The organism is Flavobacterium sp. SM15 (assembly GCF_022012335.1).
Lineage (GTDB): Bacteria > Bacteroidota > Bacteroidia > Flavobacteriales > Flavobacteriaceae > Flavobacterium.
The window spans coordinates 1-24,400 of record NZ_JAKLTO010000008.1; the positions used below are offsets into that span (position 1 = coordinate 1).

General features: G+C 36.2%; 17 protein-coding genes. 4 read left to right on the forward strand and 13 right to left on the reverse strand.

The window, feature by feature from the left end; translation table 11 throughout:
* The coding region (locus LZZ90_RS12395) for a T9SS type A sorting domain-containing protein (protein WP_237791020.1) at positions 1 to 909 on the forward strand (909 nt) is incomplete at its 5' end.
* A 79-nt stretch (positions 910 to 988) separates the two neighbouring features.
* Here the strand turns inward: LZZ90_RS12395 and LZZ90_RS12400 are convergent.
* The 5 genes from LZZ90_RS12400 to LZZ90_RS12420 form a co-directional block, all read right to left on the reverse strand.
* On the reverse strand, positions 989 to 1,654 hold the full coding sequence (locus LZZ90_RS12400; RefSeq protein WP_237791021.1) for an FAD-binding oxidoreductase: 666 nt from the start codon (positions 1,652 to 1,654) through the stop codon (positions 989 to 991).
* Positions 1,655 to 1,757: 103 nt separating this feature from the next.
* Positions 1,758 to 2,171 carry a response regulator gene (locus LZZ90_RS12405; RefSeq protein ID WP_237791022.1) on the reverse strand — a complete coding sequence of 138 codons (414 nt, stop codon included), beginning with the start codon at positions 2,169 to 2,171 and terminating at the stop codon, positions 1,758 to 1,760.
* The gene (locus tag LZZ90_RS12410) at positions 2,158 to 3,330 is read right to left on the reverse strand and encodes a PAS domain-containing sensor histidine kinase (RefSeq protein ID WP_237791023.1); all 1,173 of its coding nucleotides are present in this window, start codon (positions 3,328 to 3,330) and stop codon (positions 2,158 to 2,160) included. The genes LZZ90_RS12405 and LZZ90_RS12410 overlap by 14 nt, the downstream gene beginning before the upstream one ends.
* Positions 3,331 to 3,498: 168 nt before the next feature.
* The gene (locus LZZ90_RS12415; RefSeq protein WP_237791024.1) at positions 3,499 to 5,901 is read right to left on the reverse strand and encodes a thiamine pyrophosphate-dependent enzyme; all 2,403 of its coding nucleotides are present in this window, start codon (positions 5,899 to 5,901) and stop codon (positions 3,499 to 3,501) included.
* 202 nt (positions 5,902 to 6,103) lie between these two features.
* Positions 6,104 to 8,944: an aminopeptidase gene (locus LZZ90_RS12420; protein WP_237791025.1), complete on the reverse strand. Its 2,841-nt coding sequence runs from the start codon at positions 8,942 to 8,944 to the stop codon at positions 6,104 to 6,106.
* Positions 8,945 to 9,123: 179 nt separating this feature from the next.
* Here LZZ90_RS12420 and LZZ90_RS12425 point away from each other — a divergent pair, with 179 nt between their 5' ends.
* Positions 9,124 to 11,097: an endonuclease gene (locus LZZ90_RS12425; protein WP_237791026.1), complete on the forward strand. Its 1,974-nt coding sequence runs from the start codon at positions 9,124 to 9,126 to the stop codon at positions 11,095 to 11,097.
* Positions 11,098 to 11,162: 65 nt separating this feature from the next.
* Here the strand turns inward: LZZ90_RS12425 and LZZ90_RS12430 are convergent, their stop codons facing one another.
* From LZZ90_RS12430 to LZZ90_RS12455, 6 genes are all read right to left on the reverse strand, one after another.
* Positions 11,163 to 11,885, reverse strand: coding sequence for a TIGR00730 family Rossman fold protein (locus tag LZZ90_RS12430; protein WP_237791027.1), 723 nt, complete (start codon positions 11,883 to 11,885; stop codon positions 11,163 to 11,165).
* A gap of 31 nt (positions 11,886 to 11,916) precedes the next feature.
* Positions 11,917 to 14,748: an excinuclease ABC subunit UvrA gene (uvrA, locus tag LZZ90_RS12435; protein WP_237791028.1), complete on the reverse strand. Its 2,832-nt coding sequence runs from the start codon at positions 14,746 to 14,748 to the stop codon at positions 11,917 to 11,919.
* Between the two features lie 163 nt (positions 14,749 to 14,911).
* A complete protein-coding gene (locus LZZ90_RS12440) occupies positions 14,912 to 16,594 on the reverse strand; it encodes a S41 family peptidase (RefSeq protein ID WP_237791029.1) in 1,683 nt (560 codons plus the stop codon).
* Positions 16,595 to 16,628: 34 nt separating this feature from the next.
* Positions 16,629 to 18,449 carry a chloride channel protein gene (locus LZZ90_RS12445; RefSeq protein WP_237791030.1) on the reverse strand — a complete coding sequence of 607 codons (1,821 nt, stop codon included), beginning with the start codon at positions 18,447 to 18,449 and terminating at the stop codon, positions 16,629 to 16,631.
* Between the two features lie 68 nt (positions 18,450 to 18,517).
* The gene (locus LZZ90_RS12450) at positions 18,518 to 19,183 is read right to left on the reverse strand and encodes a DNA alkylation repair protein (protein ID WP_237791031.1); all 666 of its coding nucleotides are present in this window, start codon (positions 19,181 to 19,183) and stop codon (positions 18,518 to 18,520) included.
* On the reverse strand, positions 19,183 to 19,767 hold the full coding sequence (locus LZZ90_RS12455) for an ACP phosphodiesterase (protein WP_237791032.1): 585 nt from the start codon (positions 19,765 to 19,767) through the stop codon (positions 19,183 to 19,185). Before LZZ90_RS12455 ends, LZZ90_RS12450 begins: the two co-directional genes overlap by 1 nt.
* A 119-nt stretch (positions 19,768 to 19,886) precedes the next feature.
* Here LZZ90_RS12455 and glmM point away from each other — a divergent pair, with 119 nt between their 5' ends.
* Positions 19,887 to 21,275 carry a phosphoglucosamine mutase gene (gene glmM, locus LZZ90_RS12460; protein ID WP_237791033.1) on the forward strand — a complete coding sequence of 463 codons (1,389 nt, stop codon included), beginning with the start codon at positions 19,887 to 19,889 and terminating at the stop codon, positions 21,273 to 21,275.
* A 54-nt stretch (positions 21,276 to 21,329) separates the two neighbouring features.
* Here glmM and LZZ90_RS12465 read toward each other — a convergent pair whose 3' ends face one another.
* Both LZZ90_RS12465 and LZZ90_RS12470 read right to left on the reverse strand, forming a co-directional pair.
* On the reverse strand, positions 21,330 to 22,091 hold the full coding sequence (locus LZZ90_RS12465; RefSeq protein WP_237791034.1) for a slipin family protein: 762 nt from the start codon (positions 22,089 to 22,091) through the stop codon (positions 21,330 to 21,332).
* A 107-nt stretch (positions 22,092 to 22,198) separates the two neighbouring features.
* Positions 22,199 to 22,720: a DinB family protein gene (locus tag LZZ90_RS12470; RefSeq protein ID WP_237791035.1), complete on the reverse strand. Its 522-nt coding sequence runs from the start codon at positions 22,718 to 22,720 to the stop codon at positions 22,199 to 22,201.
* A gap of 159 nt (positions 22,721 to 22,879) precedes the next feature.
* On the opposite strand from LZZ90_RS12470, the gene LZZ90_RS12475 reads away from it, so the two are divergent.
* Positions 22,880 to 24,370 (forward strand): aminotransferase class V-fold PLP-dependent enzyme, encoded by a 1,491-nt coding sequence (locus LZZ90_RS12475; protein WP_237791036.1) that lies wholly within the window; start codon positions 22,880 to 22,882, stop codon positions 24,368 to 24,370.
* Positions 24,371 to 24,400 lie beyond the last annotated feature (30 nt).

The window sequence follows — 24,400 nt, forward strand, 5'->3', positions numbered from 1 at the left end:
GCTGGACCATACAGTTTTACGGTAAGTGATGCAAATGGTTGTAGTGTTATAGTAAGCGGAACAGTTACTCAACCTCAAGCATTATCGGCAAGTTGTTCGTCTAATAATAATTCAATTTATTTTGGATATAGTGGTGACCAAACCGCTATTGTAACGGTTAATCCTTCAGGAGGGGTAGGGCCTTATACAGTGTCTTTAACGATGAACCGTCCGTTATTATGTAACCAGATTACAAGTTCTGGGGATGAAACTTGGTTTCCAGGAGCAAAAACAGCATCAAGCAATGCTCATGTGGTTTGTCCGGGAAGTGGAGGACCTTCTTCGAATCCATCTTCAACTTCATTAAATACTATTGTATGCGGGGTTGGATATTCAGCAACAGTTTCTTTGATGAGTGATGCAATTATAACTGCTTTAGTTACCGATAGTAATGGATGTACAACAACCTGTTCCATTAGCTTACACGCAGAAGATGTTCGTTGTTTTGCTGGTAATAGTGGTATTGCAAAAGTTCAGCTTTGTCATAAAACCGGTAGTGCAAAAAATCCATGTGTAGGTATTTGTGTTGATAATAGTGCTGTGGCAGAACATTTGGCCCACGGTGATTTCTTCGGAAAATGTACTCCGGATTGTTCACCGGCAAATTCAAACAGTAAAGAAGAAGGTTTGTTTGATGTTCTGGCTTATCCAAATCCAAGTAATTCACAATTTACTTTGGAAATTACCAACGGAACTGAAGAATTCATGAATGTGGAAGTATTCGATATGGCAGGAAGATTAATCAAACATATCGACAATATTAGCAATGGAAAAGTAACTTTTGGTGAAGAATTACCGCGAGGTGTTTATTTAGCGGTAGTAAATCAAGGGGCTAACAGTAAAACACTTAGAATAGTTAAAGAAGATTAAAGTATAACAATTGAAAACAAAAACTCCGGATTAAACTCCGGAGTTTTTTTATGCTATCTTGAGTTTTATCATTGCTGAATCATTCTTCAAAAACAATGGTTTCGGCCGAAGCTCCAAGATCTATAAGAATTTTTCTCACGGTGGTTACAAAGTCTTCCGGTCCGCAAACATAAAAGTTCTGACTAAAGTTTACGATGTTTTCAATCAGGAAGTTACGATCGATTCTTCTTCCGGTAAATCCGACAACGTTCTCTCGAGTGTAAAAGTTAACAAAATCGTTTTTGAGCATTTTATGAAGTTCATTGCCCATGATTACGTCTTCTGAAGTTTTGTTAACATAAATTAAACGGTTTCCTCTAAGTTGATTGTTTTTGTAAAGTTCCCTGAAAATTGAAATGAAAGGGGTAATTCCTGACCCGGCCGCAATGAAAACACCTGGTCCTTTATAATTGATTGTACCAAAAACATCATGAAGAATCAATTCGTCTCCGGCATTAATTTTTCCCAGCTCGTTGGTTACACCATCGCGGTCTTTGTAAATTTTTATCATGAATTCGAGGTAATTCGATTCCTTTAAATTGGTAAAAGTAAAAGGTCTTAATTCTTTCTTCCATTTTGGTGAGTTGATTGAAATTTCCGTGGCCTGTCCTGGGATAAAATTATAGCCTTGTGGTTTTTCAACTACAAAAGATTTTACATCATGTGTGATAAATTGCGCCTTTAAAACTTTAACAACGTGGTTCATTTACTAATAAAATTTGATTTTATAACAAGTTTGCTAAAATCGTTTGCAATAATAAAGTTAGGGATTTAAAATTATTTTTGAGGTTATTATTTGATTGTTTTTGTTAGAATTGGTTTGATGAGTAATTTTTCATGATGTAGGTAAAAGCATCTTTGGTTAGTGGTTTTACGATATAATCCGTAACAGTGTTTATCGCTTTCGATTTTCTGATATCAGATGAGTCTATGGAAGAGGAAACAATATAAATCGGAATGGTTTTGCAAAGTTTGGATTGCAGTAATTTATATTGCTCGAGAAATTTCCAACCGTCCATAATCGGCATGAAAATATCGAGAAGAATCAAATCCGGAAGTTTTGTGTTGTTGTCATGTGCTGATTTCAAAAATGTTATAGCTTCCAGGCCATTGGAGAAAACATTCACCTGGTTAACCAATTGAGAGTCAGTTATTACTTTCTTGGTCAAAAGTTGAAAGATGATATCATCATCAATGATGCATATGTTTTCAATTTTCTTCATCAGGATTCATTTTATATAAGTTCACCGTGAAGGTACTTCCTTTGTTAATCTGACTTTTTACAACGATTTCTCCACCCATCGCCTCAACCTGTGTTTTGGTTAGAAAAAGTCCAAATCCTTTTGCATCGGGATTACCGTGGAAGGTTTTATGCAGCTTGAACAGATCGTTTTTGTGTTTTTTTAAGTTGATACCCAGTCCATTGTCTTTTACATCGATGCAAATCCAATCGTCTTTAATATAACTGCTGATATGTATTTTAATGATTTTTTCCGGAAGGCTGTATTTTATGGAATTACTTATCAGATTTTTAAAGATGCTGTGAAGGTATTTTTTAGGATATTGTATTGTAGGAACTTTGTTAAAATTATGTGTTATTTTTACTTTTGTTTCGGAAATTTCTGCGGCAAGATTTTTAAGGACATCTTCAATTTCATTAGTAAGACTGACATGTTGTTTTTTTATGGTTAAATCCATTCGAATGCGTGTTGCATCAACCAATTCTTCAAATGATTTTTGAAATTGATTTATAACTGAACCTTGAATTTTTAAGTAATTATGTCTTTCTTGATCATCATTACACTCATCGATAATTTCATTTAAATGAATTAGATTACTTAAAGGTGCTCTCAAATTATGAGCAATTATTTGACAAAATTCCTCAAGTTGTTTTTTTTGAGCAGTAATTAAAGAAAGCAATTGCGTGCGTTCGAGTAGTTTTTTCTTGAGTTCGGCTTCTGTTCTTTTTAGTTTGGTAATATCAGTGGATAGTATAAGAATACCTTCATGAACAGGTTGAATACTTAGCTCAAACCAACCCTTGGATTTGTCAGGAAAGTCAAACTCGGAGATAATTTCTGAAGGAAGCCTTTCAAACATGCATAATTTTAAGTTATCAAACATTGCAGAATTTTCAATTCCGGGATAACGTTCCATCATTGTACTGCCTAAAAGTTCTTTTTTGGTGGATACGCCTTGTTTGGCAATCGAGTCATTTACATAAATATATTGCCATTTGTAATTAATAACCTGAACACCTTCAATCATGCGGTCAAAAACAGAATATTTATTTTTGGCTAGATTGAGTTCGTTTTGTAATGAGAGCTTTATATTTAAACTGCCTTCCACCATACCCGTGCTTTTGTAGTAAATATAGTGCATTTTTTATTACTCTGTATTTTCTTTTATGTTAATTTCTAGTGAGTTAACAAAATTTTTATAAATCGTTTGTATTTGATAAAAACCAATCTGTTTTATTATATTTTTGAGCTTAATTAATAAAAAAAGCCGAACTAAACAGTCCGGCTTTCTTATAAATACAATAAAGTTTTAGTACAAACTTGGATATTTTGAAGGATTAACTTCATTCATCATACTGTAAACTTTTTCAAAAATATCTTCTACAGACGGTTTGGAGAAGTAATCACCGTCGGTTCCGTAAGCTGGTCGGTGTGCTTTTGCAGCCAATGTTTCCGGATTGCTGTCTAAGAATTTGTATCCTTTCTGCTCATCAATAATTTGTTGTAAAATGAACGCTGATGCACCACCAGGAACGTCTTCATCAATTACCAATAAACGATTCGTTTTTGCTAAGGATTTAACTATGTCATGATTAACATCAAAAGGTAATAAAGATTGAATATCAATGATTTCTGCATCAATTCCAATTTCCAATAATTCCTTAGCGGCTTGTTCTACCAAACGCAAAGTTGAACCATAAGAAACCAAAGTAATGTCGTGACCTTGTTTGATAGTTTCTACCACACCAATTGGAGTCTTGAATTCCCCCAAGTTAGTCGGCATTTTTTCTTTTAAACGATAACCGTTCAAACATTCTACAAGTAGAGCAGGCTCATCAGTTTCTAATAAAGTATTATAGAATCCCGCAGCTTTAGTCATGTTTCTTGGAACTAAAACGTGAATACCGCGAATCGCATTGATGATCATTCCCATTGGAGAACCGGAATGCCAGATTCCTTCTAAACGGTGGCCACGTGTTCTGATAATTAATGGTGCTTTTTGACGACCGGAAGTTCGGTATTGTAAAGTTGCCAAATCGTCGCTCATGATCTGGATTGCATATAAAAGGTAATCCAAATATTGAATTTCAGCTATTGGACGTAAACCTCTCATGGCCATTCCAATACCTTGTCCTAAAATTGTAGCTTCACGGATTCCTGCATCAGCCACACGGAATTCTCCGTATTTTTCCTGCATACCTTCCAATCCTTGGTTAACGTCTCCGATGTTTCCGGAATCTTCACCAAAAATCAAGGTTTCAGGGTGCTTTTCAAAGATTGAATCGAAATTGTTTCGTAGTACCAAACGCGCATCAACTTCTTCTGAGGTCTCATCGTATTTTGGTAAAACTTCGGCAACTGAAAGTACATTTTTGTCGGATTGGGAAAATAAATGTGAACTGAATTTCGGTTGGATTTTCTCAGTATAAGCAGTAATCCAAGCAGAAAGTTGTGCTCTTCCTTTTTCATTAACAATAAGACGTAAAACTTTACGCGCAGTTGTGATGATATCTTTACGGATTGGTTCTTTTAAAGAAGCTAAGTCGTTCGCATATTTCTCGATAAATACTTTGTTATCGCTTGAAGACGCAATAGAATTCAATAATGAAACCAATTCTTGCTGTTCTGCTTTAATTGGCTCTACAAATGCGTTCCATGCTGCTTTTTTGCCTTCTAAAACATCTTTTTTAGCTTGAGTGTCAATTGCTTCAATTTCTTCTGCAGTAGCAATGCTGTTTTCAATTAGCCATTTACGCATTTGCGCCAAACAGTCGAATTCAGCTTCCCAAGCCAAACGGTCTGCATTTTTATAACGCTCGTGAGAACCTGAAGTTGAGTGTCCTTGTGGCTGTGTTAATTCATTAACGTGGATTAAAACAGGAACATGTTCCTCACGTGCGATCTGAGATGCTCTTTGGTAAGTTTCCACAAGCGCAGGGTAATCCCATCCTTTAACTGTCATGATTTCATAACCGTTGCTTTCTTCATCACGTTGGAAACCTTTAAGGATTTCAGAAATGTTTTCTTTAGTGGTTTGGTATTTTGCGTGTACCGAAATTCCGTATTCATCATCCCAAACACTCATTACCATCGGTACTTGTAAAACTCCGGCTGCATTGATGGTTTCAAAGAACAATCCTTCAGAAGTTGAAGCGTTTCCGATGGTTCCCCAAGCTACTTCATTTCCTTTTTCAGAAAAATTAGTTTGGTTGATACCACCTACATTTCTGTATATTTTTGATGCCTGAGCCAAACCTAACAAACGTGGCATTTGCCCGGCTGTAGGAGAGATGTCTGCACTTGAGTTCTTTTGTTGTGTTAAGTTTTTCCAGTTTCCGTTTTCGTCTAAGGAATGCGTTGCAAAGTGACCACCCATCTGACGTCCGGCGCTCATAGGATCGTGAGCCAAATCGGTATGACCGTATAAACCGGCGAAAAACTGCTGAATATTCATCTGGCCAATTGCCATCATGAAAGTCTGGTCGCGGTAGTAACCAGAACGGAAATCTCCATTTTTAAAAGCTTTTGCCATAGCAAGCTGAGGAACTTCTTTTCCGTCTCCGAAAATTCCGAACTTTGCTTTACCGGTCAGTACTTCGCGACGTCCTAAAAGGCTGCATTCGCGACTTACAGTGGCAATTTTATAATCGTTTATTACTTCTGTTTTAAAGTCTTCAAACGATAATGTTTCTTTAGAGGCAGTTTGGTTCATATATCAGTAATGATGTTATTGGACAAATTTAATTATTTAGACAATACAAAGCAACGTGTTGAAAGATTTGTAATTTCATTTTTGATAATTATTCAATTGAAATAGGATTTTACGCTTTGTTATTTTTAATAAAATATTGCTTTTGATAAATATTTTTCAATAAAATGATTTAAAAAGTGCAAACGAAATTGTGATAATTCTATTAAAGCCATTTTCTGGTAAAAAGTGAAATAAGAGTTTTCGGACTTAATGTGATTACAAAACGTATTTTCTGATTGTAATTATCCTGAGCAATTTCCCATCCGTTATTGGAGTAGACCGGAAAGTATAATTCGAAATAATCAGGAACAAGATTTAATCGTATTCCGTTATCATACAATAATTTAGCTGATTTGTATTCGTTTTTTATTAAACCAACATCGCCATAAATTTCAATCCAGTTCCAAATATTAAAACTTGCATTAGCCGTTGTTAACCACTCATTAGCAAAACGGGTGTCGAATTTCGATTTGAAACCACCTTCGGCCATAATGTATTGCTGACTGAACAAACCGGTGCTTTCCGAACGGCCTAAAAGCCCGAAATCATATAAATAATCGGTAGAACGGTCAACTCCAAAACTGAAAAACTCCGATTTAGTGCTTCGGTACATAAAAGCTCCAGCATAAAAACGCAAATTGATTTGTCTGTTGTCTTCAAATAATTTTCGGTATTGAACCTCGCCTGATAATTTTCCGAATTGACTTGCAATCTGAACATCAGACATTAAGGTGTAAACCCTTGTGATTTCAGACTCACTTTTAGAATAACGCAAATTAAAAACAGAGTAATCGTTTAGTTTTTCATTCTGATTCAGTAATGATTTTTCACGGTAAACCAAAATTTGCCTCAAATTGACACTTTCCTTTTTGTTTGCACGATAATCTGGGTCTCTAAATCGAAACGAAATTGAGGGTGTCACTTTGCTGTATGCTGCATTTGGAGCATAATGATAGGTTCCGGCTCCAAGCGTGTAGCGAATGTTGTATAAACGATCTTCCCGTATATTCTGATTTACTGAAACAAAGGCATTACCTATCAATGTATTAGTGTTTGAGGAATAAGTAGGAGTGATATCGAAGATAAACGGTTTGTCTAAAATAGATTTGTTATTTAAACTTAAACCGGGCGAAATTCCGTCGTAAAGATTATAGGTAAATTCCGGAACGTAAAAAATCTGATTGTAATCAGGATCTTCCAAATCCCTGAAAAATGTGAATTTTATCGGACGGTTATTTCCTAAAAAACCTCGAACTGACTTCCAGTTGTTTCTTGAATTATACTCAGGGATTTCTTTATTGTAATTAATTGCCAGTTTTTCCACATCTTTTGCAGGAAGTGTAACTATAGTGTCTTTGGCTATATTTTCATACCATTTTTTAAACACAATACTGTCGTTCTTGATACCGTAAACAGAAACCGGAACATTGGTTCGCGTTTTATTTTTTATGGTTACTTTAATAGTGTCAGACTCTTTTTTCAGTTTCCCGAATTTAAAATCGATCAATTGTCTTGTTTTTACAACAGTGGTAAAGAACCAATCAATGTCTTTATCGGTTTTACTTTTCAGAAGGTTTTCAAAATCGGATTCCTGAGTTTGATGCTTCTGGTTCAATGCAATGAATTCTGAAATTGTAGTAGGAACAATGTTGTGGTTTAAATAAGAATTCAGATAGTTGATACTCAATCCGGAACGGTATTTTCCGGAAATCTGCTCGTTAAACTTAATAAAAGTACTTTTGGAATCACCAATTGCCTGATCAAGATTTTTACGGGCCATTAACAAATACAGATAATTATACTGATCGTTAAAATCAGCTTTAAAAATATTGTAACCTTTCAATAATTTATATTCCGATAGACTTCCCATCATCTTCATTTTAGGGTAATTATCGTCTATGTATTTCATCATGATGTAGGCCTGAATTCCGTCAAGTATCCAACTCTCATTTCTTGGGTTTAGCTTTAAAGCGGCTTTTAGGTAACTTGAGGTAAAGGTTTTTAAAAATTTGAGTTCATACATGAACTCATCAGGAAATGGACTTATAAAAGAAGGTAATTGATTAAGGCCATAAAACGGATTTCTCTCGTAATCGGTTTGAGTAACCAGGAGTTTTTTCTGCTCGGAAACACCTAAATGTTCAGTAACATAGCTTACAACTCGGTCAATCACAACTGCTTTTTGAATGTCGTTTAAGCGTTTGTCTTTCAGGTTACAAACTACCTCCGAATAGTTGTTTTTATAGTTGCTGAACGTTGGTTTGGTTTCAAGAACCATGGTAAAATCTGTACGGTTTTTACCTTCGAGGGAATAGGTTTTTAAGTTCTCGTTTTCGTTTTTATTTAGAACATCTAAATCTGTATAAAGATTTAGTCCTGCCGGAAAATCAAGTGTTATGTTATAATTAGCTGCTCCATTGGCAATATCATCCAGATTTTCGTTGCTGTTCTTGATAAATTTATTGTTTTCTACACGCGCAGGAACTAAAAACCAGTTTTTTAAATACAAATTACCATTGTTGTCAAAACCGAATCGGGTGAATTTATCATTAGGGATTTTTACCAGATACTTTATTCTGATGGTGAATTTTTGCTTTGGATAAATAGGATTTAGAAGATGAACATCGATAAGATCCTGTTTTTTTTCTAATCGGTTAAATTCTAAAGTCCTGTCGTTTTGATCGGTAATGTACAGTATTTCGGTTCGACCCCGATCATTTTCTTTTGCCAGATGAAAACTTCTTACATATTCGTCTGAAAAACGTTTGGCTAAAGGCGTGTTTTTAGCGGAATAAGCATTGTTCCAATCGTTTAAGATATAGTCTTTTAGAGTGTCGTTTGTGTTGTTGAAAAAGGTGATTTCCTGTTCAAGATTAATTGTTTTGTGATCTTGTTCAACTTTGGCTGTAATTCGAATATTGTGTTGTGCTGAAATACCTTGTACGACCGAACAAAAAATAAAAACAAAAAAACTGGGTAACTGGTGTGGATTTTTTAGGCGCATTGGTCATTAATATTCGTATTTGTAAATATATACAAAAATGAGTTTTTACATGAATTTTATTAGATTAATATAAATTATAATACTTTTCTTAAGGAATTGATCGTTTTATAAAAAAAAATGAAATAAACAACGCGAATTGTTGGGATATGTGTAACTTTGAATCCCCAATTTTCAAAAAAATGATAAAAAAATTACTAATTTTTTGTGTTGTATTGATTTCCAATGCGACTTTTGCTCAGCTTGTAGTTAATGAATTAGATGCTGACACACCTTCTACGGACGTAAAGGAATTCATCGAGATTAAATCGGCAACACCAAATTTTCCACTTGACGGCTATGTAGTTGTTTTTTTTAACGGAGGCAGTAGTGGAACTTCCAACATCAGTTATTTAGCGATTGATTTGGACGGTTTGGTTACTGATGGCAACGGTAACATCCTTTTAGGAAATGCACAGGTTTCTCCATCTCCTTCGTATCTTATCAATTCGGCAACCATTCAAAACGGACCCGATGCAGTTGCTATTTATTTAGGAAACGCAGACGAATTTCCAACCAATACACCGGCTTCAACCACAAACCTGATTGACGCTTTGGTTTACAGTAATAACGCAACAACACAGGCAACTGCTTTGATGACAGCACTTAATGAAACTGTAAGTTATAATGAAGCAGTAAACGGAACGTCCAATGCTCCGTTGCAATCCATTCAAAGAAAAGCTGATGGTACCTATGAGGTAAAAACGCCAACACCAAGAGCCAACAATGATGGCAGCGGAATCATTTATAACGGGATATCCACTTCATTTTCGTTAACGCCTCCTTTTACAGAAGGGCAGAATCTTACAGTAACTTTTACTACAGATACCACTGTAACTTCGGATTTAAACCTAACTTTTACTTTAAACAACGGAACATTTACAAATGCTGATTTTAGCGGCAATTTAAGTGTGACCATTCCAAGTGGCAGTAATACTGGTTCTACGGTAATTCAGTTATTGAATGATGGGATTAATGATGGAGACGAAGTTATGAAATTAGTTGTTGGAGCTGTGCCATCAGAATTTATCTTATTAAACAACAATATTTCCAATAGAGTTAACGACATTAATTTTGTAGTTGCTTCTTGGGGAACACCGGTGAGTCCTACTTATACTCAAGTAACCAGTTCAGCACCTGTTGGATATTATAATTCATTGGAAGGTCTCTCTGGAGCGAATTTAAAACAGGCGATACAGAATATTATTGCAGATCCTGCAGTTGTTCGTGCCCATAATTACGGTGATATTTATGAGATTTTAAGAACTGCAGATCAAAACCCTGCAAACAACAACCAGGTTTGGTTAATGTATGTAGAGCAGGGAAGGTCTAAATTAGATCAACAGTATGATAACAGTATAATTGGAAAATGGAACCGTGAACACATTTACTGCCAGTCAAGAGGTGGTTTTGCCGATGGAACTTCATCAAATGCAGACGGAATTGATGTGTGGCTTCCAACCAGTGCAGATGATATTTTAGCCGGTCATGCCGATGCACATCATATTCGTGCCGAAGACGGACAAGAGAACAGTTCCCGAAACGAAAGAAATTACGGTGTCGATTATAATGGGCCAACTGGAAATTCAGGAAGTTGGCATGGTGATGTAGCCCGAGCGATTTTTTATATGTGTGTGCGCTATAATGGGTTAAATGTTGTAGATGGTAATCCATCACAAAACCCCGATGGTTACATTGGAGATTTGACTACTCTATTGAACTGGAACCATTCCGATCCTTCAGATGATTTTGAAATGAACCGAAACAATTACATTTATACTTGGCAGGTAAATCGTAACCCGTTTATTGACTATCCGGATTTAGCCGATTATATTTGGGGATCTCGTATAGGTGAGGTTTGGCATGCGCCGCTAAGTACTAATGATGTTTCCGAGTTAAAAGTTTTAATGTACCCGAATCCAACTTCCGGCAGTATCACAATTAATGGTGTTGTAAATGACGGAGTTATTGAAATTTATAATGTTACCGGACAAAAAGTAAAAACAATTGCTTTTAATGGTCAGACTGCATTGAATTTAGGTTTAGAATCCGGATTGTATATGGTAAAAATAACTTCAGATAACAAATCAACTACCAGAAAGCTGATTATTCGATAACTATTAATTAAGAAGTATAAAAAAAAGCTTCCGAACTGCGGAAGCTTTTTTTATTTATTTTATTCTTAGAAGTTAGGGCTAAGATTGTATTTTTTGTAGAAATTATCTAATACTTCGAGTACTTCGTCTTCGGTATCTACAACCTTAATTAGGTTTAGATCTTCTGGGTTTGCATTTTTCTCCTGATCAATCATTACGGTTTTTACCCAATCTAATAATCCGCTCCAGAATTCTCTTCCTACCAATATAATCGGGAATTTTCCAATTTTCTTAGTTTGGATTAGGGTAACCGCTTCAAATAATTCATCTAAAGTTCCAAAACCACCGGGCATTACTACAAATCCCTGAGAGTATTTTACGAACATTACTTTGCGAACAAAGAAGTAATCAAAGTTTAGGTTCTTGTCTTTGTCAATATAAGGATTGTAATGTTGTTCAAAAGGTAATTCGATGTTTAAACCCACCGATGTTCCATTGCCTAAATGCGCTCCTTTGTTACCGGCTTCCATGATCCCGGGACCTCCTCCGGTAATTACACCATAACCAGCTTGAGAGATTTTAAAAGCAATCTTTTCAGCTAATAAATAATATTTGTTGTCCGGTTTGGTACGGGCTGATCCGAAAATCGAAACACAAGGTCCAATTCTTCCCATAGTTTCATAACCGTTTACAAACTCAGACATGATTTTAAAAATCGCCCAAGAGTCGTTGGCACGTATTTCATTCCAGGTTTTCTGTTTGAACTTGTCCTGGATCCTTAAATCGTCATTTTCAAATTCTTCTTTCATTCTTTCGTTTCGTTAAAAATTAAATAGCCTGCTAATGTAATTCTTTTTTCAAAAATTGAGCAGTGTAGCTTTTCTTATTTTTGATGATTTCTTCCGGAGTTCCTTTGGCTATTAGTTCACCACCGCCTTTTCCGCCTTCATAACCAATATCGATGATGTAATCCGCAAGTTTGATTACATCAAGATTGTGTTCGATAATTAAAACGGTATTTCCTTTGTCTACCAATTTGTTAATGACCTCCATCAGTACTCGGATATCTTCAAAGTGAAGTCCGGTAGTCGGTTCGTCTAAAATATAAAAAGTGTTTCCCGTGTCTTTTTTCGATAATTCTGTAGCCAGTTTTATACGTTGAGCTTCTCCACCGGAAAGGGTTGTACTTTGCTGTCCTAATGTGATATAACCCAATCCTACATCCTGAATTGTTTTTACTTTTCTGTAAATTTTCGGAATGTTCTCAAAGAAATCAACCGCTTCGTCCACCGTCATTTCCAATACATCCGAAATTGATTTTCCTTTATAACGGATTTCAAGCGTTTCACGATTAAAGCGTTTGCCTTGACACGTTTCACATTCCACATAAACATCCGGTAAGAAACTCATTTCGATGGTTCTAACTCCTGATCCTTCACAAGTTTCACAACGTCCTCCGGAAACATTAAAGCTAAAACGCCCTGGTTTGTAACCACGAATTTGTGCTTCCGGCGTTTGGGTAAACAGAGTTCGGATTTCCGAAAACACATCCGTATAAGTTGCCGGATTTGAACGCGGTGTACGCCCGATAGGACTTTGGTCAATATCGATTACTTTATCAATATGCTCCAAACCTTCAATTTTTTTGTAAGGTTGAGGCTTTTTAACCGCGTTGAAAAAATGTGTGTTTAGGATAGGGTAGAGCGTTTCGTTAATCAAGGTTGATTTTCCGCTTCCTGAAACTCCGGTTACACAAATCAGTTTCCCTAGAGGAAATTCTACGGAAACATTTTTTAGGTTATTTCCGGTTGCTCCTGATAGTTTTACCAGATTTCCATTACCCTCACGACGTTTTTTCGGAACCGCGATTTCCATTTTTCCGTTAAGGTATTGTGCAGTGATGGTGTTTTCTTTCAGAAGTTCTTTCGGTGTTCCTTTGCTGATGATTTCGCCTCCGAAACGACCGGCTTTTGGTCCTATGTCGATAACGTAGTCAGCTCTCTCAATCATGTCTTTATCGTGTTCCACCACGATAACCGAGTTTCCGATATCACGCAACTGCTCCAAAGAATGAATCAGTTTTTCGTTGTCACGTTGGTGTAAACCGATACTTGGTTCGTCCAGAATATACAAAACGCCAACCAATTGCGAACCGATTTGTGTGGCCAAACGGATACGTTGCGCTTCACCACCGGAAAGCGATTTTGAACTTCGGTGTAAAGCCAGATAATTCAAACCAACATCGACTAAAAAGCTTAATCGGGCTTTGATTTCCTTAACCACTTCAACGGCAATAACTCTTTGTTTTTCAGTTAAATGATTGTCTAAGTTGCCGAACCATTCGCACAGTTCATCAATATCCATCGACGATAATTCACCAATATTCTTTTCATTGATTTTAAAGTACAGCGCTTCTTTTTTCAAACGGGTTCCGTGACATTCCGGACATTCAATTTCGTCCATGAATTCCTTCGCCCATCGCTTTATTGAAGCCGAACCGCTTTCATCGTATTGGTTTTTGATGAAATTTGATATTCCTTCAAAATCGATTTTATAATCTTTAGTGATGCCCATAACTTTGGAAACCACCGAGAATTTTTCGTTACCGCCGTTTAAAATCATGTCCATCGCTTCAGCCGGAATGCTTTCTACAGGATCAGTCAGTTTAAAACCGAATTTTTCTCCTATAATTTCCAACTGTTTGAAAATCCACGAGCTTTTTTGTTCTCCAAGTGGTGCAAATCCACCTTGTTTAATAGAAAGTTTAGGATTCGGTATGATTTTATTCAGGTTGATTTCGTTTACAGTTCCCAATCCGTTGCAATGTTCGCACGCACCTTTCGGTGAGTTGAACGAGAAATTATTAGGTTCTGGATTCGGATAGGAAATCCCTGTGGTAGGACACATTAAATTTCTACTGAAATAGCGCACTTCCTGACTGTCTTGTTCGATAATCATCATGATACCGTCACCATGGTACATAGCTACTTTAATGCTTTCGGTAAGGCGTTTGTCTAAATCTTCGGTTTTCTCTATCGCCATTCGGTCGATTACGGTTTCGATGTCGTGGGTTTTGTAACGATCCACTTTCATACCGTATTCCAAATCACGGATTTCTCCATCAACACGAACTTTCACAAAACCTTGCTTGGAAATTTGTTCAAACAATTCACGGTAGTGTCCTTTTCTGGAACGGATAATTGGTGCTAAAATGTTGATGCGTTTTCCGGAAAAATGTTCGAAAATCAACTCTTTGATCTGATCATCAGAATAGGAAACCATTTTTTCTCCGGTATTGTAACTGTACGCTTCTCCGGCTCTGGCGAATAATAAACGCAGGAAATCGTAAATTTCTGTAATGGTTCCAACCGTTGAACGTGGGCTTTTACTGGTTGTTTTTTGTTCAATAGCAATAACGGGAGAAAGTCCGTCGATTTTATCTACATCGGGACGCTCCAAACCACCTAAAAACTGACGAGCGTAAGCCGAAAAGGTTTCGATGTAACGACGTTGTCCTTCAGCATAAATGGTATCGAAAGCCAAAGACGATTTTCCCGAACCTGAAAGCCCTGTAATCACTACAAGTTTCTCACGCGGGATGATAACGTCTATATTTTTAAGATTATGAGCGCGGGCGCCTAAAACTTCAATAGTTTCTTCTGTATTCAACATAAATCAGTTGTGTAGTTGTGCAAAACGCAAAGGTACAGTTTTGTAGCGAAATTTCAGAATAGATTACAAAAGGTTTTGGATGGTAAAATCGACTTAATTATTTTGACTTTAATCTTTTTTTGAACTTAAAATGTTATGAAGTACCAATTTACTAACTTGATAGTTACTTCTGGATTAATTTCACAGCTTCTTCTAAATACAAATCAGGATTGTAATTTGCTGCTGATTCGTTAATAGGATAATCAATATTTAAACCATTGCGCTGTACACTTTTATCGTTTGGATAGAAAGCGCCCATCCCGGTAAAATCTATAGTTGTTTTATCGATTAAAGTAATTTGATTTCGGTTCATAACAGCTCCAAAAGTTTGTTCTCCAAGGGTGATGCAATTTGGAGCTTGTTGGATTGCCATACCAATAAACTCGGCATTACTACTGGTTGTGCGGTCTACTAGTAAAACGATTTTTCCTTTGTAATAATCTTTGTTCTTACTACCACAAGCAAATGGGTTTTTGATGATTTTTAATGGTGCTTCAATATCATATTCTGCATAAGAAGGTGTAAAAGGGCCTAATGTTTTTATAAAAACCTTTTTATCGGGATATAGATGTTCAGCGATTTCTTCTGTGGAAATATTTCTGGGGTAATTTCGTAAATCAATAATGATAGCTTTTGTTTTATCGAATTCTTTGAATGCTTTTTTGAGTCCGGATTTATCAATTAACTTTAAATTCAAATATCCAATATCTTCTTTTATTTTAAACCAGTTCTCACTTAAGGGCTTATTCATTGAAACTAGTAAATCTTCTGGATATCGGACTGATTTGTAAAGTTTTATGGTTTTTGTTGTTTTGCTTCCGTTGTTTTTTTTAATACCGATTTGAATGGAATCTTTATCATTTGCCAAAAGGAAAAAACGTTCTATTCTTGATTTTAAATAATTCTGATTTGACACGCTGATTGCTTGTGAAAACTTATCTACGTAGTAATTTTTTAGTGGCTTTTCTTCTACAGTATAAACCACATCTCCTAAAGAAATGCCATCCTTTTTTGCAAAATCAGTATTAAAAATTGATGTGATAACCAATGAATCGTTAATGATTCTACCTCCAAAATAGGCATAATTAATTAACTTTTTATTTAAAAGATGGCTAGAGTCGTAATTTGAATGGGAGTCATTCAGCTTACTAAAAAGTTGCTCTTTTGCCGATTCAAATTTAATTGTGCTTTCCTGATTGAATACTGGAATCATTTCGGTCAAAACTTCTCTCCAGGGCTGATCGGTTAAATAAATGTTCACATTCCAGTAGCGCATGGTGTTCCAAAACGAACTTAAAAATAAAAATCGATGTGCTTTTTGAGCTGGGTCAAACCTATCGTATCCTTTTTCATTTTTGAAATTTACCATTTTATTCAAGGAATTTATTGAAGCATAATAGTCGCCAATTGCCCTATTGCTTTTTATTCGATTAAGTTCCTGAATGAGTTCTTGGTTGAAGCCTGAGTTTTCGATCCAACTAAAATCAGCATTTTTAGTAAATATTTTACTGTTGTTTAGTAGGTTAGGTTCATTTTTGAATTTAGATTTTCCTAAATCAAATTTTCTTACCCAATTTAGAAATTCTGTATTCAGAGCTTCTGTTGTTTGGATGGGACTAATTTTATCAAATTCATTAATAAACTCCTGATTAAAATCGAAAATACCTTTACTTACTTCCGGATGTTGGTATTTCAATAGTCCCCAAATATGAATCAGGCTCTCGGTTTTACTATTCTCCGTTACTTTACTTTGTGAAAATGATAATTGAAATAAGGTAAAAGAAAATATAATTAAGAGCTGTCTCATTATAGTGTTTGGTTTTGTTGATGTTTGAAATTTACTATTCTATACGAAGTGATTTCAGTTTTTCACGATAAGTGGTAAGAATATCTGCTTTTTCAATGTACCCCAAGCATTTATTGTCTTTTAAAACAAATAGGATTTCGTAACGGCTAGTTTCAAATTTTCCCATAACGGTTTCCATAATTTCATCGTAGTAAATTGTGGTTTTGGGCTGTTCGATAACATCATGTAAAGGCGTGTACTTTATCTGAAATTGGTTAAAAATAATAGGGCGAATAGTGTCGAAGTTGATAATCCCTTCAAATTCACCCTTTTCGTTGGTTACAGGAAAAATCGTTTGTTTGGTTTGTGAAAGGATGGCAGGAACGTCTTCCAGTTTTGCAGTATTCGGAATAGCTGTAAAATCTGTTTTGATGTGTTTTGAAAGTTCAATAGAAGACAGTATGTTTTTGTCTTTATCGTCTGTAAAAACAGTTCCGGTATCGGCTAAACTTTTAATGTCCATAGAATGTCCTTCCATTTTTTTGGAAATAGCGAAGCTAATGGAAGAGACGATCATTAACGGAACAAAAAGTCCATAACCACCCGTGATTTCTGCAATAAGGAAGATAGCAGTTAAAGGCGCGTGAAACAATCCGCTAAGTAAACCCGCCATTCCAACTACTGAAAAATTGCTTACCGGAAGGTTTTTATCAATTCCTGTTAATTGAAAAAATTTAGCAACAAAAAAACCAAGATAGGATCCCACAAAAAGAGAAGGGGCAAAATTACCTCCATTACCACCACTACCTAAGGTTAATCCTGTCGCGATAGATTTAATCATCATGGTCATGCCGATGAAAGCAAGAAGTATCCACTGGTTTGATTTATGCTTTTCCAAAAAGGTATTTTCAAGTAAAATGCCCGGATCAGAAGAGGATAGTGCTTTAATACTTTCATAACCTTCTCCGAAAAGCGTCGGAAAAAAGAAAATTAAGACCGCTAAGATAAAGGCTCCGAATAATGCTTTTTTATAAGTGGAAGATTTGATTCCGCTAAAAAAATGCTCCACTTTTCGGAAGTTTCTGGCATGATATACAGAAACCAATCCGGCTAAAATTCCTAGAATGATGTAATAAGGAATGTTGTGATAGTCAAAGGTTAGCTGGTTTTTGAACGTCAGTAAAATGTCTTCCTTCAAAATTACTGTTGAAACTAAAGCTCCGGTTGCTGCGGAAATCATGATTGGAATAAAAGCGGTTACACTCATGTCTGCCAAAATCACTTCGATGGCAAATAAAACTCCTGCAATGGGAGCGCTAAAAGCTGCACCAATTCCGGCGGCAACTCCGCAGGCTAATAATAAGGTCCGGTCCTTATAATTTAAACGGTATTTCTGCGCAAAATTAGAACCGAAAGCTGCTCCGGTTATAGTAATCGGAGACTCTAATCCCGCAGATCCGCCCATACCAACCGTTAAGGAGCTGGTGATTATTTGCGCATACATCTGCTTTTTAGGCATTACTCCTGATTTGTTAGCCACAGCAATCATGATTTGCGAGGTACCTTTTTCGATGCTTCCGTCTAAGAACTTTTTTACCACCCAAACGGTGAGTAAAATTCCAATTATGGGTAGTAAACTGTTGGAATAGGGCAAATGAAAAATATGGTCAATGTAATTTGCAAAACGGAACACCCAATGCGCAAAAGTTTTTAAAACAATTACAGCTAGTGCCGAAGAAATCCCAACCAAAACACAGGAAACATACAAAAACTGACGATTGCTCAAAACCGATTTCAGCATGAATAAAAACGCTTCAAAACGCTTTAACTGGCTGCGAATTAGTAAAGTGAAAAATGAAGCTTTTTGATTAGGCATTTTTTGTATTCTGATTGGATTAAAACGCTAAAATACGGCTTTTTTATCGGAACAGCCTTTTAATGAAATCATAAATTTCGTAGGGCTTCGCGTTTGCTTAAGGGTTTTAAGTCAGTTGTTGTAACAAAATCCGTAACGCCTTTTGGGTTAAAACGACTGTAATCTCGAAGCGCCCATCCTATGGCTTTCTGAATGAAAAACTCTTTTGAATCTTTATGTTTTTCGCATAAAGAAAACAATAATTCTGAATCAGTTTTTGTTTTGTAATCCAGTTGGAACAAAATAGAAGAACGGTTCAGCCATATATTGTCTGAATTAGAAAATCGGTTGATAACGTTATGAATTTCATTAGGAAACTGAGCCAGATAATTTCCAAGCAGGTATTTGGCAATTGTATCCACACTGTCCCACCAGGAATGAGTAACAATTAGTTTTTCAATGAGTTTACTATCTTCCTTTTGATTTTTCTTTTTGAGTTCTTTCATCAGGATTTCAATGGCGCAATAATGAAATTCACGTTCTTTTTTATTGTATAGTTCCAATGCGATTGCTCGGGTATTTTGTTTTATTTCTTCTTTGTGAAGGTTCCAGATTTCTTTAAATAATGTTCTTCGTGGTGTGGTTTTGATTCCTAAAAAGGGGAAATTATTTTTCATATAAGCTTCCATAGGAGCGGCCAATTCCGCTGATGCATTCTCATGGAAAACTCGTTCAAGTTCTGAGATGAAATTCATTATAAAATAGCAAGTTTTTGTTGTGCATGCGCTCGTAATTCTTCAAAAAAAGTGGTGAATTCCTGTTCAAATTCGGTGTAGTATTCGTTTAATTCCTGAACAGCATTTTGCATGTTAGAACGGTTTTTGGTACGGTGATCCATCTGAAATAAAATTTTACCGATTCCTTCAACACTTCCGTAAGAAACCAGCCAGTTTCGACCAATCATATAGGGCATCATACCCTGTGTTTTTGGAGTAAGCCAATCGTAATTTTCTCTAAGTGAATTATAAAACCGTTCTGTGTAATCTTCTAATTTTTCTTTTGAATAATTTGCCCAGTTTTTAGCCAGAAAATGATCGTAAAAAATATCCATAATCACTCCGGAATAATGGCCGTATTTTTCATGTAATCGATGTTTACTTTGACGAAAAACCGGATGCGCATCGGTAAAAGTGTCAATTGCCCGATGAAGTAAAACGCCTTTTTGAACTTCCAGCGGAAATTGCTCATAATCATGCCCGCGAATACCGTCCGCCATAAAATTCCCGATTTTAATTAAATCGTTTTCTCCGGAAAGATAGATGTGTGCTAAAAAGTTCATCAGACTAATTTAATCATTTTTAATGACGAATTTTAAATTTTAAATGATTTTCTCAAAACCACAATTCGTTATATTTGTCTCTTCATTTATAATTAACCGAATTTAGAATAACTTCTTATATGACTTTAATAAAATCCATTTCAGGAATTCGCGGAACCATTGGCGGAAAGGTTGGAGACAATCTTACTCCGGTTGATGCTGTAAAATTTGCTTCAGCCTACGGAACTTTCTTAAAACAGAATATCAATAAAGATAAATTAGCCGTTGTGATTGGTCGTGATGCCCGTATTTCTGGCCCGATGATTCATAATTTGGTAGTAAATACTTTAATCGGTTTAGGAATTGATGTTATCGATTTAGGGTTGTCAACCACACCAACGGTAGAAGTTGCCGTTCCTTTGGAAAAAGCTGATGGAGGAATTATTTTAACTGCATCACATAATCCCAAACAATGGAACGCTTTAAAATTGTTGAATGCAAAAGGTGAGTTTTTAAACGGTGCCGATGGTGCAAAAATTCTTGAAATTGCAGAAGCAGAAGCTTTCGATTTTTCAGATGTTGATAGTTTAGGAACGATTACCGAGAATGATGCATACATGGACATCCACATTGATGAAGTGTTGAATTTACCATTAGTTGATGCTGAAGCGGTTGCTAAAAGAAAGTTCAAAGTTGTTGTCGATGGTGTTAATTCATCTGGAGGAATTATTATTCCGAAGTTATTGGAACAAATGGGTGTGGAAGTAGTAGAATTGTACTGTGAACCCAATGGGCATTTTCCACACAACCCAGAGCCTTTGAAAGAACATTTAGGTGATATCTGTAAATTGGTTGTAGAAGAAAAAGCTGATTTTGGAATTGTAGTTGATCCGGATGTAGATCGTTTAGCATTTATTTCCAACGATGGTGAAATGTTCGGCGAAGAATATACCTTAGTTGCAGTTGCAGATTATGTATTGAGTAAAACACCGGGAAATACGGTTTCGAATATGTCGTCTTCAAGAGCTTTAAGAGATATAACCGAAAAACACAACGGAAGCTATCAGGCAAGTGCAGTTGGGGAAGTTAATGTTGTGGAATTGATGAAAGCAACCAACGCAATCATTGGAGGAGAAGGAAACGGAGGAATCATTTATCCTGAAATTCATTACGGAAGAGATTCGTTAGTTGGTGTAGCTTTATTCCTGACGCATTTGGCAAGTATGGAAATGACCGTTGCCGAATTAAGAGCTTCTTATCCACAGTATTTCATGAGTAAGAACAAAATCGAATTAACGCCTCAAATTGATGTAGACAATGTGATGAAGCAAATTGCTCAAAAATATGCTTCGGAAAACATTTCAACCATCGACGGGGTGAAAATTGATTTTCCAACGGAATGGGTTCATTTAAGAAAATCGAACACAGAACCAATCATCCGAATTTACACCGAAGCGCCAACCCAAAATGCTGCCGATGTTTTAGCGGAACGTTTTGTTAGCGAGTTAAAACAGATAGCCGGAATCTAAATATAAAAACCCTGAGTGAAAGCTCAGGGTTTTTCTTTATGATTTAATTGCGTGTTATTCAGTTTTCTTAGTATTAACTAAATCGGTAAAGCTTTTAGCAGCATTGGTAAAATCGGAAGGAACTAATACAATGGTTGTGGTATTATTGTCGATACCAATTTCTGAAAGCATTTGCATTCTTCGCAACTCTAACGCAATTGGGCTTTCTGCCATTTTTGTGGCTCCTTGTGTAAGCTTGATGGAAGCGTCTAATTCGGCTTCGGCTTTAACAATTCGGGCTCTTTTTTCTCTGATGGCTTCAGCTTCACGTGCCATGGCTCTTTGCATACCTTCCGGAATTTCAACATCTTTCATCTCAACCATTTCAATTTTAATTCCCCATGGTTCGGTAGCGGTGTCTACCATTTTTTGAAGGGTTCCGTTAATCTTTTCACGTTCTCTTAGAACTTCATCCAGAGTATGCTGTCCGATAATGTTACGTAAAGCCGTTACCGAAAACTGATAAACTGCTTTGTTGTAATCTGCCACTTTAATGATGGCATCTTCAGGAACGGTAATTTTAAACCATAGTACTGCATTTACTTTGATTGTGACACTGTCTTTGGTAATGGTTTCCTGTTGTTCTAAATCTACTGTTTTGGTTCGGATGTCTACTCTTTGTTGTCGGTCAATTAAAGGTATAATCCAGTAAAGTCCCGGACCTTTAATTGAATGAAAGCGTCCAAGTCTGAAAATGACACCTCTTTGGTACTCTTGTGCAATTCGAAATCCCGATAGAAGGATTATAACCACAATTGCAATAATTTGTAAGGTCATGATTGTTTTTTTAAGTTGATAATTTGCTTTTCATTAATGAAAAACGAATTGATTACTAATCATTACTTATACGTAAGATCCAAGGAAAAGTTTACAAAAAAACGGGATTATTTTAAGATTTTTAAAAACTCAATCCAAGGACCAACTTCCTGCTTGTATTGTTTGGCTATGATACGGTTAATCTGAGCTAAATGGTCTAAATCGTGCACCATCCAACAGCTTAATAATTGTGAAAGGGTAACTGCTCCAAAAACAGGGTGAATGCCTTTTCTGTTAAAGTCTTTTTCGGTAATGTTTTTCGATTTTAAAATACTTGTGTTCTTCTCGCGTAGCACTTTAAATTCTTCCAATAATTGATTTAAAGACTTGCCTTTGCTTTCTTCAAACATTGCAAACCGATCGAAAGGCTTGAAGTTTTTATCAGCTCCTTCAGAAAGAATAATTTTCAATCGAGCGATCCAGTCGGTTTGTTCTCCGTGAATTAAGTGTCCGACCACATCAAAAACACTCCAGGTTTCTTCGCCTTCGTTGCAATGTATCCATACATCTGATATTCCTCTTAATTGCGTTTCTAAAATTAATGGTGTCCGTTCTAATAGTTCTATGGAATTTTCAAGGTTAAAAGTCATGGTTTGGATGTTTTTGATTACTAATTTAAGAGATTACTGTCGAATAATTTTACAAGAAACCTGTATTATGTTAAAATTAAATTCTGAAGGTCAAAAACCCAAGTTGCTACAAGTCTAATTATCAAAAAAATGTATCTTTGAACGCAAATGCAAAATGGAATGACTACAACTGAAAAAGCAACCCAACTAGAACAGTATTTTCAACAGTTTCGTAATAACATCATTGGTATCAATCAGGAGTTTGAATCGCCTTTTGGTACTCAAAGAATAATTTATACCGACTGGACGGCTTCCGGGCGTTTATACCGTCCGATTGAAGAAAAACTGATTAACGAATTCGGTCCGTTTGTGGCTAATACCCATACAGAAACAACAGTTTCAGGTACAGCGATGACTATGGCGTATCATGAAGCGCGCCACATCATCAAAAAACACGTTAACAGTAATCAAGACGATATTTTGATTGTGGACGGTTCGGGAATGACCGGTGTAGTGAATAAATTCCAACGTATTTTAGGACTTAAAGTACCTGAAAACCTTCAGAAATATACTCAGGTTCCGGAGGAGAAAAAGCCCGTGGTTTTTATTTCTCATATGGAGCACCACTCCAATCAGACATCATGGTTGGAAACGATTGCAAAAGTAGAGGTTATCCCAGCATGCGAAAAAGGTTTGATTTGTCTGGATAGTTTCAAAGAATTGCTGGAGCAATATAAAGACCGAACGTTAAAGATTGCTTCAATTACGGGTTGTTCAAACGTAACGGGAATTAGAACGCCGTACCACGATGTTGCTAAATTAGTGCATCAGTATAATGGAGTTTGTTTTGTGGATTTTGCCTGTTCGGCGCCGTATATTAAAATCGATATGCACCCGGCCGATAATCCGGAAGGTTATTTGGATGCGATTTTCTTTTCTCCACACAAATTTTTAGGCGGCCCTGGAACTTCAGGTGTGCTTATTTTCAATAAAAAATTATACAAAAATATGGTGCCTGATCATCCGGGAGGAGGAACCGTTAGCTGGACGAATCCTTGGGGAGAGCACAAATATTTGGACAACATCGAAGAACGTGAAGACGGTGGAACGCCAGGATTTCTTCAGGTAATCAAAACGGCATTAGCTATTCAGCTTAAAGAACAAATGGGAGTTGATAATATCCTGAAACGCGAACATGAAATCGTGGATTACGTTTTCGAGCAGTTAAAGGCGATTCCTAATTTAAACATTCTGGCAGCTCAGCATGAAAACAGGTTGGGGGTGATTTCGTTTTATATAAATGATTTGCATTTCAATTTAGGGGTTAAATTGCTTAATGATCGCTTCGGAATTCAAACCCGAGGAGGTTGCAGTTGCGCCGGAACCTACGGGCATTACTTGTTGCATGTAGACCAAGAACAATCCCATTATTTAACCGATAAAATTACTTCCGGAGATTTAATTGAAAAACCGGGATGGATTAGGATGTCGATTCACCCAACTACAACTTCTGAAGAAATCGAATACGTTTGCAAGAGCATCAAAGCCTTAGCAGAAAACCACAAAGAATGGGCTCAGGATTATGAGTACAACAAGTGTTCGAACGAGTTTCTGCATAAAAATGCGTTGCATAAAGAAAAAGAAATGGTAGCCAATTGGTTCAAACTTTAAAAGAAAAAGCTCAGTAAAAATCTACTGAGC

What these genes read in the sequence shown, in the direction of transcription:
- LZZ90_RS12465 (WP_237791034.1), bottom strand. Translation starts at nt 22,091, where the DNA reads ATGACCTTACAAATTATTGCAATTGTGGTTATAATCCTTCTATCGGGA.
- LZZ90_RS12410 (WP_237791023.1), bottom strand. Translation starts at nt 3,330, where the DNA reads ATGCACTATATTTACTACAAAAGCACGGGTATGGTGGAAGGCAGTTTA.
- LZZ90_RS12440 (WP_237791029.1), bottom strand. Translation starts at nt 16,594, where the DNA reads ATGAGACAGCTCTTAATTATATTTTCTTTTACCTTATTTCAATTATCA.
- LZZ90_RS12450 (WP_237791031.1), bottom strand. Translation starts at nt 19,183, where the DNA reads ATGAATTTCATCTCAGAACTTGAACGAGTTTTCCATGAGAATGCATCA.
- LZZ90_RS12405 (WP_237791022.1), bottom strand. Translation starts at nt 2,171, where the DNA reads ATGAAGAAAATTGAAAACATATGCATCATTGATGATGATATCATCTTT.
- uvrA (WP_237791028.1), bottom strand. Translation starts at nt 14,748, where the DNA reads ATGTTGAATACAGAAGAAACTATTGAAGTTTTAGGCGCCCGCGCTCAT.
- LZZ90_RS12455 (WP_237791032.1), bottom strand. Translation starts at nt 19,767, where the DNA reads ATGAACTTTTTAGCACACATCTATCTTTCCGGAGAAAACGATTTAATT.
- LZZ90_RS12470 (WP_237791035.1), bottom strand. Translation starts at nt 22,720, where the DNA reads ATGACTTTTAACCTTGAAAATTCCATAGAACTATTAGAACGGACACCA.
- LZZ90_RS12420 (WP_237791025.1), bottom strand. Translation starts at nt 8,944, where the DNA reads ATGCGCCTAAAAAATCCACACCAGTTACCCAGTTTTTTTGTTTTTATT.
- LZZ90_RS12430 (WP_237791027.1), bottom strand. Translation starts at nt 11,885, where the DNA reads ATGAAAGAAGAATTTGAAAATGACGATTTAAGGATCCAGGACAAGTTC.
- LZZ90_RS12400 (WP_237791021.1), bottom strand. Translation starts at nt 1,654, where the DNA reads ATGAACCACGTTGTTAAAGTTTTAAAGGCGCAATTTATCACACATGAT.
- glmM (WP_237791033.1), top strand. Translation starts at nt 19,887, where the DNA reads ATGACTTTAATAAAATCCATTTCAGGAATTCGCGGAACCATTGGCGGA.
- LZZ90_RS12415 (WP_237791024.1), bottom strand. Translation starts at nt 5,901, where the DNA reads ATGAACCAAACTGCCTCTAAAGAAACATTATCGTTTGAAGACTTTAAA.
- LZZ90_RS12425 (WP_237791026.1), top strand. Translation starts at nt 9,124, where the DNA reads ATGATAAAAAAATTACTAATTTTTTGTGTTGTATTGATTTCCAATGCG.
- LZZ90_RS12445 (WP_237791030.1), bottom strand. Translation starts at nt 18,449, where the DNA reads ATGCCTAATCAAAAAGCTTCATTTTTCACTTTACTAATTCGCAGCCAG.
- LZZ90_RS12475 (WP_237791036.1), top strand. Translation starts at nt 22,880, where the DNA reads ATGACTACAACTGAAAAAGCAACCCAACTAGAACAGTATTTTCAACAG.